General features: G+C 70.2%; 14 protein-coding genes. 7 read left to right on the top strand and 7 right to left on the bottom strand.

What is annotated here, in order from left to right:
- The first annotated feature begins 32 nt into the window (after positions 1–32).
- The gene (locus tag L3Q65_RS27350; RefSeq protein ID WP_237597029.1) at positions 33–1,580 is read left to right on the top strand and encodes an MFS transporter; all 1,548 of its coding nucleotides are present in this window, start codon (positions 33–35) and stop codon (positions 1,578–1,580) included.
- Between the two features lie 265 nt (positions 1,581–1,845).
- Here the strand turns inward: L3Q65_RS27350 and L3Q65_RS27345 are convergent, their stop codons facing one another.
- Complete coding sequence (locus L3Q65_RS27345; protein ID WP_237597028.1) at positions 1,846–2,358, bottom strand: GNAT family N-acetyltransferase; 513 nt, start codon at positions 2,356–2,358, stop codon at positions 1,846–1,848.
- Between the two features lie 62 nt (positions 2,359–2,420).
- Here L3Q65_RS27345 and L3Q65_RS27340 point away from each other — a divergent pair, with 62 nt between their 5' ends.
- Entirely contained in the window at positions 2,421–3,158 is a 738-nt protein-coding gene (locus L3Q65_RS27340) for an alpha/beta fold hydrolase (RefSeq protein ID WP_182891008.1), read from the top strand.
- Here the strand turns inward: L3Q65_RS27340 and L3Q65_RS27335 are convergent.
- Complete coding sequence (locus L3Q65_RS27335) at positions 3,151–3,981, bottom strand: phosphotransferase (RefSeq protein WP_182891009.1); 831 nt, start codon at positions 3,979–3,981, stop codon at positions 3,151–3,153. The two genes, L3Q65_RS27340 and L3Q65_RS27335, sit on opposite strands and share 8 nt — an antisense overlap.
- A 135-nt stretch (positions 3,982–4,116) precedes the next feature.
- On the opposite strand from L3Q65_RS27335, the gene ctaD reads away from it, so the two are divergent.
- From ctaD to L3Q65_RS27315, 4 genes are all read left to right on the top strand, one after another.
- Positions 4,117–5,889: a cytochrome c oxidase subunit I gene (gene ctaD / locus L3Q65_RS27330; protein ID WP_182891010.1), complete on the top strand. Its 1,773-nt coding sequence runs from the start codon at positions 4,117–4,119 to the stop codon at positions 5,887–5,889.
- A 467-nt stretch (positions 5,890–6,356) separates the two neighbouring features.
- Positions 6,357–7,586: a phosphoserine phosphatase SerB gene (gene serB, locus L3Q65_RS27325; protein ID WP_182891011.1), complete on the top strand. Its 1,230-nt coding sequence runs from the start codon at positions 6,357–6,359 to the stop codon at positions 7,584–7,586.
- Positions 7,583–8,356, top strand: a complete 774-nt coding sequence (locus L3Q65_RS27320) for a peptidyl-tRNA hydrolase (protein ID WP_182891012.1) — start codon at positions 7,583–7,585, stop codon at positions 8,354–8,356. The genes serB and L3Q65_RS27320 overlap by 4 nt, the downstream gene beginning before the upstream one ends.
- A gap of 51 nt (positions 8,357–8,407) precedes the next feature.
- Positions 8,408–8,812: an OsmC family protein gene (locus L3Q65_RS27315; RefSeq protein ID WP_237597027.1), complete on the top strand. Its 405-nt coding sequence runs from the start codon at positions 8,408–8,410 to the stop codon at positions 8,810–8,812.
- A 257-nt stretch (positions 8,813–9,069) separates the two neighbouring features.
- Here L3Q65_RS27315 and L3Q65_RS27310 read toward each other — a convergent pair whose 3' ends face one another.
- From L3Q65_RS27310 to L3Q65_RS27300, 3 genes are all read right to left on the bottom strand, one after another.
- Positions 9,070–9,402: a hypothetical protein gene (locus L3Q65_RS27310; RefSeq protein WP_009082506.1), complete on the bottom strand. Its 333-nt coding sequence runs from the start codon at positions 9,400–9,402 to the stop codon at positions 9,070–9,072.
- A 57-nt stretch (positions 9,403–9,459) separates the two neighbouring features.
- Complete coding sequence (locus L3Q65_RS27305) at positions 9,460–11,511, bottom strand: ATP-dependent DNA helicase (protein ID WP_182891014.1); 2,052 nt, start codon at positions 11,509–11,511, stop codon at positions 9,460–9,462.
- Between the two features lie 91 nt (positions 11,512–11,602).
- Positions 11,603–12,193, bottom strand: a complete 591-nt coding sequence (locus L3Q65_RS27300; protein ID WP_237597026.1) for a biotin transporter BioY — start codon at positions 12,191–12,193, stop codon at positions 11,603–11,605.
- A gap of 184 nt (positions 12,194–12,377) precedes the next feature.
- Between L3Q65_RS27300 and L3Q65_RS27295 the strand changes: the two genes are divergently transcribed.
- Positions 12,378–13,034 (top strand): choice-of-anchor P family protein, encoded by a 657-nt coding sequence (locus L3Q65_RS27295; protein ID WP_237597025.1) that lies wholly within the window; start codon positions 12,378–12,380, stop codon positions 13,032–13,034.
- Positions 13,035–13,175: 141 nt separating this feature from the next.
- Here L3Q65_RS27295 and L3Q65_RS27290 read toward each other — a convergent pair whose 3' ends face one another.
- Entirely contained in the window at positions 13,176–13,751 is a 576-nt protein-coding gene (locus tag L3Q65_RS27290; protein ID WP_237597024.1) for an isochorismatase family protein, read from the bottom strand.
- 10 nt (positions 13,752–13,761) lie between these two features.
- Positions 13,762–15,066 carry a nicotinate phosphoribosyltransferase gene (locus L3Q65_RS27285; RefSeq protein WP_237597023.1) on the bottom strand — a complete coding sequence of 435 codons (1,305 nt, stop codon included), beginning with the start codon at positions 15,064–15,066 and terminating at the stop codon, positions 13,762–13,764.
- Positions 15,067–15,138: the final 72 nt, after the last annotated feature.

Here is a 15,138-nt window from a genome sequence, read left to right as displayed (position 1 = left end):
CGGCATAAGCCTATTACAGCACGATCTCAAGCATGTCTCTCGTGCCGAGCCGCGCCGAGCCCGAAGCGCCGTCCTGGGTCCCGTTGATCGCCGCTTGTGCCGGCACGTTCCTGCTGCTGATCTACACCAGCATCGTCACCGTCGCGCTGCCCGCGATCGGTGCCGAACTCGGCGCGGGATACGGCCAGCTGCAATGGATCGTGGACGTCTTCCCGGTCGCGCTCGCCGGACTGCTGCTGGGTTTCGGCTCACTGAGCGACCTGCTCGGCCGCAAGCGCGTCTACCTCGCCGGACTGGTCCTGTTCTCCTTCGCGACGCTCGCCTGCGGCGTGGCCGGAACGCCCGGCGCGCTGATCGCCGCGCGGGTCGCGCAAGGCGTCGCGGGCGCGGCGATGTTCGCGACGATCCTGCCGCTGGTCGGGCTGACCTACGAGGGCCGCGATCGAGCGTGGGCGTTCGCGGTCTGGGGGACGGTCGCCGGAGTGGCCAGTGCGGTCGGCACCTTCTCCGGCGGCGTGATCGCCCAGTTGCTCGGCTGGCGGTGGATCTTCTTTGCCTCCCTGCCCCTGTGCGTGGTCGCGATCCTCATGGCGGCGGCCTCGTTGAAGGAAGGCCCGCGAGCGCACGGCCGCAGTGTCGACTACCCAGGCATCGCCACGTTCTCGATCGCGGCCACCGGACTCGCCTATTCCGTCATCACCGGCGGCGATCGCGGATGGTCCTCCGCCGGTGCCGTGATCGGTTACCTGGTCACGATGGCCGCCATCGCGGCTTTCGTGGTCGCGGAACGCCGCAGCAGCACGCCGATGGTGCCGACCGGCTTGTTCGCGACGCGCCGGTTCCTCGGCGTGCTGCTCGTCGCGTTCAGCTACTACTTCGCCGGATTCGGTGCGCTGCCAGTGATCTCGCTGTGGCTGCAGGACGCGACCGGCCTGAGTTCGGCGGCGACGTCGGCGGTGCTGGCGCTGCAGGTGGTGGTGTTCGTCGTGGTGTCGGCACTGATCAGCGGACCGTTGCATGCCACATCACCGGGCCGGGTGCTGGGCGGCGCGACGGTGTTGCTCGGCGTCGGCTGCCTGACCGCGGTCGCGGTGCTGTTCAGCCCGACCTGGATCGCCCTGCTGCCCGCGTTGCTCCTGACCGGAATCGGCGCGGGCATCGTGTCCCCGGTCTTCCCGGCGGTGGCGATCGCTTCGGTGCCAGCGGAATACGGCGGCACGGCCGGCGCTGCCGCGAACAGCTCCCGGCAACTCGGACTGGCGCTGGGAATCGCGGTGTCCGGCGCGGTCTACGCGACCCGCGGCGAGGGGAGCGACGGCGCGACCCGCGGAGTGCTGCTGGTCCTGCTGCTGTGCGGCGCGATCGCGGTCGCGAGCGGTCTCGTCGGCGGATGGTTGTTGCGGGACAACATCAACCACCCGCCACCGGGCAACACCAACCGCTCAACGCAGCACAGCACCAGCCGCTCGGCCCGGGACACCAGCCGCTCACCCCAGGACAACACCAGCAACTCGCCCCAGTACGACATCAACCGCTCGATCCGGGACGGCACCGACCGCTCGGTTAAGGGCGGGCACTAACCGCTCGGCCCAGGGCAACTCCGACCGCCTGGCCCGGGACGCCAACAACCGCTCGATCGAGGACAGCACCGACCGCTCGCTCCAGGGCAACGCCAACCGCTCGCCCCGGGGACAGCGCCGACCGCTCAACCCGAAGCAACCCCACCCCCTCAGCGACCATTGGCCCCTCCGGCGCCGAACTCCCCCTCAACAACCTGCCGAACGAATCACAACAGCGATCCACCGCTCCCCGGACCAACCTCACCGCAGCTTCTCCGAACCAACCTCACCGCCGGAAATGCCGCGAAACCGCCCCGTCGTACTCCTCCTCCACGTAGTCGGTGAACCCCAGCTTCTCCACCACCCGCAACGACGGCGTATTCGTCACCGCGACGCTGATCAGCACCGGAATCGCCGGTATCTCCCGCTCCGCCCATTCCACCGACGCCCGCGCCGCCTCCGCCGCGTACCCCTTCCCCCAGGCCGACGGACGGAAGCGGTAGGCCAGGTTCAGCACCTTCTCGCCCCGGAACTCCCGGTTGCGCACTCCGGCCATGCCGATCACGTCCGACCCGTCGGCGGCCTCCGGCCTGCCCCGTTCCCGGACCGCCAGGTACCCGTAGCCGAACCTCGCCCAGTGCTCGAGCCAGCTGTCGAACATCACCAGCGTGGTCGCGGTGTCCGGCGGACGCGGGTTGTACCGGTTCGTCTCCGGGTCGCTCTGGATCTCGACCACTGCCTGCCGATCTGTCTCCACGAAGTGCCGCAGCACCAGCCTTTCCGTCACGATCTCTGTCACGCCCCGACCATAACGACGGGGTCCGACAAAAATCGCGGCGAAAAACAGCGACAATCTCCGCCATGACCGAACTGCCGTTGGTGCTCCTGCACGCCTTCCCGCTCGACGCCCGCATGTGGGACCCGGTCCGCGCGCCGCTCGCGGAACGCCTCCGGGTCATCACGCCTGATCAGCGCGGCCTCGGCCGGAGTCCGCTGCCGGACACCGAAGCCGAGCCGGATCTGGCGGACGCGGCGCGGGACGTCGTCGCGCTCCTGGACAAGCTCGAACTCGATCAGGTGGTTCTCGGCGGCTGTTCGATGGGCGGCTACCTCGCGATGGCCGTCCTGCGGCAGGCGCCCGAACGCGTCGGCGGGCTGATCCTCATCGACACCAAAGCCGCCGCGGACACTCCCGAAGCCGCGCAAACCCGGCTCGATGTCGCGAATCGCGCGGAAGCCGAGGGCGTCAAAGACTGGCTGGCCGACGGGAATCTGCCGAACCTGCTGGCTGACACCGCGTCCGCCGACGTCCGCGCGCGCGTGCGCGAATTGATCGACGCGCAGCCGGCGTCCGGGGTCGCCTGGGCCGCGCGGGCGATGCGCAACCGGCCCGATTCCGTTGACCTGCTGCGGGAAACCGACGTCCCGGCGCTGGTCATCGTGGGGGAGCGCGACGCGATCACGCCGCTCGACGCCGCCAACACGATGGTCGAGGCGCTGCCTGACGCGACCCTCGCCGTCCTCCCGGACGTCGGGCACCTGACGCCGCTGGAGGACCCGGCGGGCGTGGTCGAAGCCATCCTCGGCTGGGTCAGCTGAAGTAGTCGGCCGCCGCGGCGCGTGCTTCGGCTAGGCGGTGCGGGAAGCGCTGTGCGATCAGGAACCGCCACGCGACCGCGAAGAGCGAGCGAAGCCGCGTACACGTCGCGAGGACGGCTTCGTCCGCTTCGCCTGGGTACGCAGCGAGGAACTCCGGGCCGCCCTGTCGCGCGAGGATTGCCAGGTCCCATTCGAGCGGTCCGCGCCAGGTGTCCTCGAAGTCGAGCCAGCACGGGCCGTCGGCGGTCTGGATGAGGTTGCCGGGGTGTGCGTCGCCGTGCAGGGCCTGGACCGGGCCCGACGGCAGCAGTGCGGCGAGCCGTTCGGTTTCCGTGCGGATGCGGTCGGCGAAGCCGTCCAGCAGCGAGGCGTTGCGGTCGACGGTGTCCAGGAGTTCGCCGACCGGGCCGCGGGACGGCAGTTCGCCGGGGTAGTCGCGCAAGGCGGCGTGGATCCCGGCGAGCGACGCGGCGGTCTCGTCCGGCCCGTGCCGATGGTCCGGATCGTGCGGGGTCCAGTGCCAGAGCGTGACCGGCAATCCCTCCGCGAAATGCGGTCCGGCCGGGGGATCTTCGGACGGTGAGACGACGCGCACACCACGTTCGGTGAGATAGGCCGAAAGGGCGACGTCCCGCTCGAGCCACGCGGTCGCGTCCGGCCGCAGCAACCGGGTGGTGGCCGGGACCCTCGCCACCACCGGACCCATCCTCACCAGCACGTTCGAGCGCTCGTGCAGCACCTTCGCCGCGTCCGTCGCGAGGCCGAACCGGCGGCCGGCAGCGAGTGCGGAGGAGACCGCCGCGGCGCGGTACGGGTCGGTCATGCGGTGATCTAACCAGCCGGTGCGCGCGACTGTCGGTAGCGAGGGCTACGATCCCCCTAACCGCCCGGATCAGGCTCGCCTGAGCCCGAGCGCCCCGGAGTTGACCACCACAAGGTTGCAGTGTTGGAGGCAGGAGTGACGGCCGTAGCCCCGAAGCCGATCGCGACGCGCCCGTATCCCGCGCGCGAGACGGCAAAGGGTTCGTACCTGCTGCGGTTGTTCCGCACGACGGACCACAAGCAGATCGGGATCATGTATCTGGTCTCGTCGTTCGCCTTCTTCATGATCGGCGGCGCGATGGCCATGCTCATCAGGACGGAGCTCGCCCAGCCGGGGCAGCAGTTCCTGTCCCAGGAGCAGTACAACCAGCTGTTCACCATGCACGGCACGGTGATGCTGCTGCTGTACGCGACGCCGAGCCTCTTCGGGTTCGCGAACTTCATCCTGCCGCTGCAGATCGGCTCGCCCGACGTGGCGTTCCCGCGGCTGAACGCGTTCTCCTACTGGCTGTTCCTGTTCGGCAGCCTGATCGTGCTGTCCGGCTTCCTGACGCCCGGCGGCGCCGCCGACTTCGGCTGGTTCGCCTACACGCCGCTCTCGGACGCCATCCACTCGCCCGGCGTCGGAGCCGACCTGTGGATCGCCGGTCTGGCCGTGTCCGGTCTTGGCACGATCCTCGGTGCGGTCAACATGATCACCACGGTGGTCTGCCTGCGCGCACCGGGCATGACGATGTACCGGATGCCGATCTTCACCTGGAACATCCTGATCACGAGCATCCTGATCCTGCTCGCGTTCCCGATCCTCACCGCGGCCCTGTTCGGCCTGATGGCGGACCGGCACCTGGGAGCCCACGTGTTCGACCCGGCCAACGGCGGGGTGATCCTGTGGCAGCACCTGTTCTGGTTCTTCGGCCATCCCGAGGTCTACATCGTCGCGCTGCCGTTCTTCGGGATCGTGTCGGAGATCTTCCCGGTCTTCAGCCGCAAGCCGGTGTTCGGCTACAAGGGCCTGGTCTTCGCGACGCTGTCGATCGCGGCGCTGTCGGTGGCGGTGTGGGCGCACCACATGTACGCGACCGGCGCGGTCCTGCTGCCGTTCTTCTCCTTCATGACGTTCCTCATCGCGGTCCCGACCGGCGTGAAGTTCTTCAACTGGATCGGCACGATGTGGAAGGGCCAGCTGTCCTTCGAGACGCCGATGATCTTCTCGATGGGCTTCATCGTCACGTTCCTCTTCGGCGGTCTGACCGGCATCATGCTGGCCGCTCCGGCGATCGACTTCCACGTGTCGGACAGCTACTTCGTGGTGGCGCACTTCCACTACGTCCTCTACGGCACGATCGTGTTCGCGACCTTCGCCGGGATCTACTTCTGGTTCCCGAAGATCACCGGCCGGATGATGGACGAGAAGCTCGGGAAGTGGCACTTCTGGACCACGTTCATCGGCTTCCACACCACGTTCCTGGTGCAGCACTGGCTGGGCGCGGAGGGCATGCCGCGGCGCTACGCGGACTACCTGGCCAGTGACGGGTTCACCACGCTGAACACGATCTCCACGATCGGCGCGTACATCCTCGGGGCGTCCACGCTGCCGTTCATCTGGAACGTGTTCAAGAGCTACCGGTACGGCGAGATCGTCACGGTCGACGACCCGTGGGGCTACGGCAACTCGCTCGAGTGGGCCACGTCCTGCCCGCCGCCGCGGCACAACTTCACCGAGCTGCCCCGGATCCGCTCCGAGCGGCCCGCGTTCGAGCTGCACTACCCGCACATGGTGGAGCGGCTGCACGCGGAAGGCGAGATCGGCTTCTTCGGCAAGGCCAAGCACGTCGGGGCCCCGTCGCAGAAGCTCGTGGACGCCACCATGCCGGGCGACCACAGCAAGGACAACGCGAGCGAGCAGTAACCGGCGTTCGCAGGAGCTAACCGGCGCGTGCCCGGTCGAGGACTTTCTCGGCGGGCACGCGCCGTTTTCGTACCAGGCCAGCGCTGCGGGCTGCCGGAGCAGAGAGACCGGAGGGGCTGCCGGGGGCCGGGAACTGCCGGACCGAGGGGTTGCCGGACCGAGGGCGCGCCGGGTGGCGCGAGCGGGACTGTGGCGGTGGGGCGCCAGGTGCGTGCGGGAAGCGGTCCTGATCGTGGCTCGTGAGTGTTTGTGCCGGTTAGAACCGGCACAAACACTCACGAGCCCTTCCTGGCCCCGCCCCAGCCTCGCCGCCCCCTCGCGCCTCGCCTCTCGTCGCCCGTTCGTGGCACCGGCGGTGTGAAGCGCGGCACGGGGGCGTTCTGCCCGCCGCCGCTGGAGGCCAGACTGGGCGTGCCGACTCGCCGTGGCCTAAGCGTCGGTGCCGACGAACGAGGGATACCGAACCAGTGAGCCAGACTCCCGTCCTCATCACCACGACCGGCCCGGACAAGCCCGGGGTCTCGTCCGTGCTGTTCGCCGTGCTCACCCGGCACGACGTGGACGTGCTCGACATCGAGCAGGTGGTCATCCGCGGGCAGCTCGTGCTCGGCGTGCTCGCCGGCGTCTACCGCGACCCGGAGGGGCTCCAGGAGTCCGTCGAACAGGCGATGGCGACCGTCGGCATGGAGGTCGAGGTCCGGATCGGCGACGCGATCGGCGCGGACCCCTTCGCACTCGGCAGGCGCGATTCGTCGCACGTGCTCGTGCTGCTCGGGCGTCCGGTGACCGCGCGGGCGTTCTCTGAAATCGCGCGGCGGCTTGCGGGCGTCGGGGCGAACATCGACTCGATCCGCAGCGTCGCCGACTACCCGGTGACCGGCCTTGAGCTGTACGTCTCGGTGCGCGAAGACACCGAGGAGACGGACGCCGAACTGCGGTCCACGCTGGCCGACGCGGCGTCCGAGGCCAACATTGACGTCGCCGTCGAGCGCGCGGGCATCACGCGCCGGGCGAAGCGGCTGGTGGTCTTCGACGTCGACTCCACGCTCGTGCAGGGCGAGGTCATCGAGATGCTTGGTGCGTATGCCGGGGTCGAGGAGCAGGTCCGCGAGATCACCGAGGCCGCGATGCGCGGCGAGTTGAACTTCGCCGAGTCGCTGGAGCGGCGCGTTTCGCTGCTCGCCGGGCTGCCCGCGAGCGTGATGGACGAGGTCGCGGCGAAGCTTGAACTGACTCCGGGAGCACGCACGACCGTCCGCACGCTCAAGCGCATGGGGTTCCGATGCGGCGTCGTGTCCGGCGGGTTCACCCAGGTCATCGATCATCTCGTGGACGATCTCGGCCTCGATTTCGCGGCGGCCAACGAACTGGAGGTCGTGGACGGCAAGCTCACCGGCCGCGTGGTCGGCGACATCGTGGACCGCGCGGGCAAGGCGACCGCGTTGCGCCGGTTCGCCGGGGAGTACGGGATTCCGCTGGGCGCGTGCGTCGCGGTCGGCGACGGGGCCAACGACATCGACATGCTGGCCGCGGCCGGCATGGGCGTCGCGTTCAACGCCAAGCCCGCGCTGCGGGAGGTCGCGGACACCGCGCTTTCGCACCCGTACCTCGACGCGGTGCTGTTCGTTCTCGGCGTCACGCGCGCCGAGGTCGAGGCGGCGGACGCGGCCGACGGACTCGAACTGGCCCGCCCGTGAACCCGCTGCTCGAACCGCTGCGCAGCCGGTACGCCTCGTGGCTCGGCCTGCCCGCCGAGGACACCTCGGACACGTCCGACGAGAACCCGGACGAGGTCCGCGCGATGCCGATCATCCTGCGGATCGAACGCGCCGAACCGCCCGGCCGTACCGCGCTGCTCGAAGCGGCGGCCGCGGCGGCACTGGCGGTGTGCCTGGACGAACGCGTCGAGCCCGGCGGTGAATGGGCCGAGCCGGTGCACGCGTGGCTCGACAACCGCATCCGGAAGGTCGCGCGCCGGGCTCGCGGCGCGCACTGGCAGGCGGTGCTCGACCTGCCGGGCATCACTATCGAGGTCGACGGCGCGGAGGCGCGGGCGCTCGTGCCCGGGTTGGTCAAGGAGGCTCCGAAAGAGGTCTCGCGGTTGCAGATCTCCGGCAGCGAACTGCCCGCCGACACGCCCGGCCCGGCCCCGGCGGACGTCCCGCTGCTGATGCTGAACCCGGACGTCCCGATGACCGTCGGCAAGGCGTCCGCACAGGTCGGGCACGCCACGATGATCCTCGCGGCACTGCTGCCGGACGACGAACTGGCGGCGTGGGCGGCGAAGGACTACCGGGTCGCGGTCCGCACGCCCAGTCCGGCCCGGTGGAAGGAGCTGTGCCCGGTCGAGGACCCGGAGGCGGGCTGGCGGGACAATCGCGTGGTCGCCGTCCGCGACGCGGGATTCACCGAGGTCGATCCCGGCACGATCACCGTGCTGGCGCAGCAGCCCGGAACATCGGCGTGACCCGCGCGGTTGCGCCTATGCAGTGACCCGACGGGTGGAAAGGCGCCTCGGATGACCTTGGAAGTACAGCGCGAAGGCACGCACAGTTTCGTGGGCCGCAACGAGCGCGGCGCGGAAGTGCGGTTGGGCCGGGCTGGCGCGGAGGGCGCGTTTTCCCCGGCGGAGCTGCTGCAGATCGCGGCCGCGGGCTGCTCCGCGGTGACGGCGGAACAGCTGATCACGCGGCGCGTGGGCGAGGACTCGAAGTTCCGGGCTTCCGTGACCGCCGACCGGCGCGAGGGAGCCTCGGAACTGGACGCGGTGCACGTCGCGTTCGACGTCGACGTGTCGTCGCTGGATGAAGCTCAGCGGGAGGCACTGGCGGGTGCGGTGGACCGGGCGATCGAGCGGCTGTGCACGGTGAGCCGGACGCTGAAGAAGGCCATTCCGGTGACGGAGACCTTCCCGACTGCCTGAGGCACGGCGAAAGGTCCCGGTACGACGGGATGCCGACCTGCTGTGGCGTGGGGCCGCTGAGCGCCGATGACGGCGGCTGGTTGCGGCGAGCCGTGGCAGCGCCAAGCCGAAGCGGTGAGCCAGCCTTACCGCCCGGCTGCCGAACTGCCGCAAGGAAACCCGTCGACGCCCCCGCTCGGTACCCTTGCCCGGCAAGCATTCCTGACCCCGCCTGCCATGAGCACCGCGCCCTGGAGCGGGGCTTCAGCACATCAGGTTCAGCTTTGCCACACCACGTACGCCTGGTCGGCGTCCGTGGTCATCGCCTCGATGAACTTCTCGTTGTCGAAGCCGGGCAAGGTCTGCAGGCGTTCGATGAGGGCGTCCGCGGCCGGGTCGCCGCTCGGGACGGCGGTGCCTTTGCCGTCGTTGCCGACCAGCATGAAGAAGACGTCTTCGTTCCAGGGGCCGTCCGGGATGACTCTCACCATGACCGATTGCAGTTCCGACCACGTCACAGCTTCTTCGCTGCCATCGGCGAGCCGGCGCCGAACCCCGGTGTCGTCAACACTGACGGTCCGGGATTGTGCGCTGGACGAATCCTGGGTCAACGGTGCTCCCTGTCGTGTTCGTTCCACTCACCGTACCCGCCTGTCCGGTGCGCCCGGTCAGGCGGGCGCGGCCGCGTCGAGTCGCTTCAGTGCGGCGCGGGCGACCTGCGGATCTGTTGTCGGCCAGAACGGCGGCAGCGACGCGCGCAGGAAACCGCCGTAGCGCGCGGTGGCCAGCCGGGAGTCCAGTACGGCCACTACGCCGCGGTCGGTGACCGAGCGGTGCAGCCGTCCGGTGCCCTGTGCCAGCAGCAGCGCGGCGTGCGTCGCGGCGACGGTGAGGAATCCGTTGCCGCCTCGGGCTTCCACCGCGCGCTGGCGAGCCGACGACACCGGGTCGTCCGGACGAGGGAACGGGATCCGGTCCACCACCACGAGCTGCAGCGACGGTCCCGGCACGTCCACGCCCTGCCACAGCGTGAGCGTGCCGAACAGGCAGGTGCGCGCGTCTTCGGAGAATTGCCGCACCAGCAACGGCGTCGCGTCGTCGCCCTGGCAGAGGATCGGGTGGTCGAGCCGCTCCCGCATGGCTTCCGCGGCCTGTTTCGCCGCGCGCATCGAGGAGAACAGGCCCAGCGTACGGCCGCCCGCGGCTTCGACCAGCTCGGCCAGTTCGTCCATTGTGGACTCAGCGAGGCCGTCCCGTCCCGGCGGCGGCAGGTGCTTGGCGAGGTAGAGGATGCCGTTGCGGCGGTGGTCGAAGGGCGAGCCGACGTCCAGCCCGGTCCACTTCGGGCCGGTGTCCTCGTCCGACGGGGCTTCCTTGTCGGTGGCCGTGCCCGGCGACTTCACCACGCGCGCGCCGCTCGGCGGGAGGCCCCATTGCCGTGCCATCGTGTCGAATTCGCCGCCGAGGGTGAGCGTCGCCGAGGTCAGCACGGTGGTGTGCTGGTTGAACACGCGCTCCCGCAGCAACCCCGCGACGCCCAGCGGCGCCACCTTCAGCGCCGGCGGTCGCGGGTTCGCCGAATACTTGTCGCCGGTCAGCCAGACGACGTCGCGCTGGTGCGCCAGATCCTCGTCGTACGCGTCGAGCAGCCGCACCGCGGTGTCGTGCACTTCTTCGAGCAGCGACCGCGCCAGCTTGCGCGCGGTGGCCTCGCCGACGTCTTCCTTGCGATCCGAGCCCAGCGCGGTGAGGCATTCCTTCGCCGCGTCGCGCACCGCCGGGATCGCGCCCTGCAACGGACGGGGCAGCGCGTCGAGCCTTCCGGCCGGGATGTCGTCGAGGATCAGCGCGAGCCCGTCGGAGGACTCCAGCAGCCGGTCCGCGATTCCGGCGTCGATCAGCTTTCCGCAGCGGCGCGCGGCGGCCGACACCATGGCGCTGGTGAGTTCGCCGGTCGCGACCGAGGTGACCCGGTCGACCAGGTCGTGCGCCTCGTCGATGATCACCAGGTCGTGGTCGGGCAGCACCTGGTAGCCCTGCAGCGCGTCGATGGCCAGCAGTGCGTGGTTGGTGACCACGACATCGGCGCGACCAGCTTCGGCCCGCGCGCGTTCGGCGAAGCAATCGGTGCCGACCGGGCACTTCGCGGCGCCGAGGCATTCCCTTGCGGTGACGGAAACCTGCCGCCACGCCTGGTCGGACACGCCGGGCACCAGTTCGTCGCGGTCGCCGGTTTCGGTGTCCGAGACCCACTCGTGCAGCCGCGTGACTTCCTTGCCCAGCCGGGACACCGCGAACGGGTCGAACAGCTGCGCGTCCTCGGGCTCGTCGGCCGGGCCGGTGTCGAGCCGGTGCAGGCACAGGTAGTTGCGGCGGCCCTTGAGGATCGCGAAGGTCGGTTCGCGCCCGAGCGGCTTCTTGAGCGCCTTCGCCAGGCGCGGGAGATCACGGTCGACCAGCTGGCGCTGCAACGCGATGGTGGCCGTGGAGACGACGACGGTGGTGTCTTTCTCCACCGCGTGCCGGATCGCGGGCACGAGGTACGCCAGCGATTTGCCGGTGCCCGTTCCCGCTTGCACGGCGAGGTGTTCGCCGGTGCGGATGGCGTGGCCGACGGCATCGGCCATCTTCACCTGGCCGGGGCGTTCAGCGCCGCCGACGGACTCCACCGCGTGGGTGAGGAGTTCGAGGACGCCGGGGAAATCGGTTCGGGCGGGCACAGCGAGACACGATAGCCGCCAGGTCCGACAGGATCTTCGATCCGGCGCGAACGGACCCCTCGCGCCGGACCGGAGATCCCGGAAATCCGGCTCAGTCTTCCTTGCGGAAACGCGAAACCGCGGTCCACGCGAGCGGCAGCACACCGGCCGCGACCACGGTCTTCAGCACGTCACCCACGAGAAACGGCGTGACGCCCTTGTCGAAAGCGGTGGCGAGGTCGAATCCGGTGGCGGCCATCAGCCACGGCACGCCGAAGGCGTAGATCACGACGTTGCCGAGCACCATGGTCCCCGCCATGCGCAGCGGAGTGCGGTCGCCGCCGCGGCGGGCGAGCGCGCCCACGAGCGCGCCGGCGAACACGAACCCGACGATGTAGCCGGCCGAGGCCCCGGACAGCCCGGAGGTCCCGCCCTGGAACCACGGCACGCCGGCGGCGCCGACGAGCAAGTACAGCAGCATCGAGGCGGCACCGCGGCGCATGCCGAGCGTCGCGCCGACGAGCAGCGCGGCGAAGGTCTGGCCGGTCATCGGCACCGGCGTGCCCGGAAGCGGGATGATCAGCTGCGCGGCCGCGCCGGTGAGCACGGCGCCGCCGGCGACCAGCGCCAGGTCGCGCGCCAGGGTGCCGGGCACGAGGTCGGCCAGCACCTTACGGCGGGCCGGGAGAGACAGTGACGACACGGGACCTCCAACCACGGAAAACGGACGTCCGGGCAGGTTATCGTCGAGCGACCGCACGGAACGAGACAAGTTGCGTTCCTCACCCCTGTCTTCCGCCACACGTCCGGGTGAGCTGCGACCGTCGACGTTTGGGACCCCTGCCGCGCTGCCGATGTCGAAGCACGGGCGAAGGGAGACAGGGCGAATGCGCGGACGGATCCTGCTGGTCACCGGGGTTTTCCTAGCGACGGCGCCGGCGGTGGCGCACGCCGATCCGCCGACCTCCACCGGCTGGGGTTCCGCGGGCAGCCTCGACGTGCTGGTGGACCACGAACACGTCGTCACCGGAGAGCTGGCCCGCTGCGACGCCGACGGTCCGGCTTCCGCGCGCACCACCGGCGGTGCGGCGGGCGAGGTCGCGGTGTTCGGCTTCGGCGGCACCACCTGCGAGCGGAAAGGCCCGGTCGCGCAGGTGAAGGCCGGCGGGCAGCGGTTCGAATCCGACCTGCTCACCCGGTACGGCGGGCCGGAGCTGAAGGTCCGCACGTACTCGGTCGGCTGCGCCACCACGACGGATTCGGGCAGCACCGGTTCGATGTCGATCGGAGAGGTCTCCGGTTTCACCGTGCCGTCGTCGATCCCGGCGAACTACCGCGTCACGATCCCCGGCGGCGCGGCGGGCACGGCGCTGGCCACGATCACGCTGAACGAGACCGTGACGCCGCAGCCCGCCGACGGCAGCCTGGTCACGCACGCGGTGCACGTGAAGCTGTTCCCGCAAGGCGGTCCGGCCAGCGGGGACATCTACCTCGGCACCGCGGCGTGCAATCCGTACGGCAAGGGCGGCGCGCCAGCCTCGTGAGCGGCAACGCCGGTTCTCACCGGCACTAGCACTCACGAGGCTGCCGTGGGTTCGCCGCCCAATGCGAGCTGGTCGGGCGGGCTGCGGACGAGGGCTCGTGAGTGGCTATACCGGTTCTAACCGGCGTAAACACTCACGAGGTCAGGCAGGCGGCAGGGCGGGCGTGCCGGTGTAGCGCACCCCGGCCTCGTCGAAGTCCTTCAGCGTCGCGTCCACGGTCGGCTGCGAGCCGCCGACGGTCAGGTCCAGCAGCACGTGCACGTTGAACCCGGCGCCCGCGGCGTCGAGGGCCGTGGCGCGCACGCAGAAGTCCGTTGCGATGCCGACGACGTCGACGTCGGTCACCTCGTGCGCGCGAAGCCATTCCTCGAGCGTCTTGCCGTCGCCGGACTTGCCCTCGAAACCGGAGTACGCGGCGGTGTACTCGCCCTTCGAGAACACCGCCTCGACCGGCACCACGTCCAGCGCGTCGTGGAACGACGCGCCCGCCGTGCCCGCGACGCAGTGCGGCGGCCAGCTGGTGTTGAAGTCGGGCGTGTCGCTGAAGTGGTCGCCCGGATCGATGTGGTGGTCGCGGGTGGCGACGATGTGCGTGTAGCCGCCCTCGGCCATCCGCTGCGAGATGGCGGCCGCGGCAGCCGCGCCGCCCGGCAGGCCGAGCGAGCCTCCCTCGCAGAAGTCGTTCTGCACATCCACCACGATCAGCGCGGTCCCCATGGTCGGCTCCCTACAGAAAAGTCGTCGGTATCGCGGGCTCGCCGTGCGAGAGCTTGAGGCCCTCCCACGGCAGGCTCACCTGCGCGCGCCGCAGGCGGGCACGCGCGTCGTCCAGCGTGGGCAGATCATCCATCGGCACGCCTCCGCGCACCAGGGGGATTTGCAGATCGAGATCGTTCTCGCCCGCTTCCGGGCGGCCGCTCGCGGCGGTCCAGACCACTTCCTCGACGGCGGTTCCGGTGCTGCGGTGGCGGCGCAGCGCGTGCTTGCGCCCGCCTCGGGATTCCTTGTGCGCACTGCGTTTCGCGACCGGGCGGCCGTCGACCTCGACCAGCTTGTACACCATCCCGGCGGTCGGCGCGCCGGATCCGGTGACCACCGAGGTGCCCACGCCGTACGCGTCCACCGGTTCCGCGCGCAGCGCCGCGATCGCGTGCTCGTCGAGGTCTCCGGATACCACGATCCGGGTGTCCTTCGCACCGAGCGAATCGAGCTGGTCGCGGGCCTTGCGGGCGAGCGGGCCGACGTCGCCGGAGTCGATCCGGATCGCGCCCAGCTCCGGGCCAGCGACGCGCACGGCCGCTTCGATGCCCGCGGTGATGTCGTAGGTGTCCACCAGAAGTGTGGTGTCCGCACCCATTTTGCTGACCTGGGCGCGGAACGCCGCTTCCTCGCTGTCGTGCAGCAGCATGAAGGCGTGCGCGACAGTGCCGCGCGTCGGAATCCCGTAGCGGCGGCCCGCTTCGAGGTTCGACGTCGTGGCGAATCCGGCCAGGTAGGAGGCGCGCGCGGCGGCTACCGCGGCGTACTCGTGGGTGCGTCGTCCGCCCATCTCGATGATCGGCCTGCCGTGCGCCGCGCCGGACATCCGCGCCGCCGCCGAAGCGATCGCGCTGTCGTGGTTGAGGATCGACAGCACCACCGTCTCCAGCACCACCGCTTCGGCGAAACTGCCGGTCACGGTGAGGATCGGCGAACCTGGGAAGTACAGGTCGCCTTCGCGGTAGCCGTCGATGTCGCCGCGGAACTCGTAGTCCGCCAGCCAGGCCAGCGTTTCCGGGTCGACGACCGCGGTCTGCTCCAGCATGGTCAGCTCGGCGTCGGTGAACCGGAAGTCGGCGATCGCGTCGAGCACGCGCGCGGTGCCCGCGACGACGCCGTAGCGGCGGCCGTCGGGAAGCCTTCGCGCGAAGACCTCGAACACGCACGGCCGGTCGGCCGTCCCGTCCGCGAGCGCGCTCGCCAGCATGGTCAGCTCGTAGTGGTCGGTGAGCAGCGCCGTGCTGGCGCTGGTGACCGGCTCGGGGGAACCCATGGGAGCAGCCTATTCACTCACATGGACGGACCTGGCGCGGCGTACCGGGATGGCCCCGTGACACCATGGTGT

Source organism: Amycolatopsis sp. FU40 (assembly GCF_021903635.1).
Taxonomy (GTDB): domain Bacteria; phylum Actinomycetota; class Actinomycetes; order Mycobacteriales; family Pseudonocardiaceae; genus Amycolatopsis; species Amycolatopsis dendrobii.
Note: the sequence above shows the minus strand (reverse complement) of the source record. Positions and strands in the feature narration are given on the sequence as shown.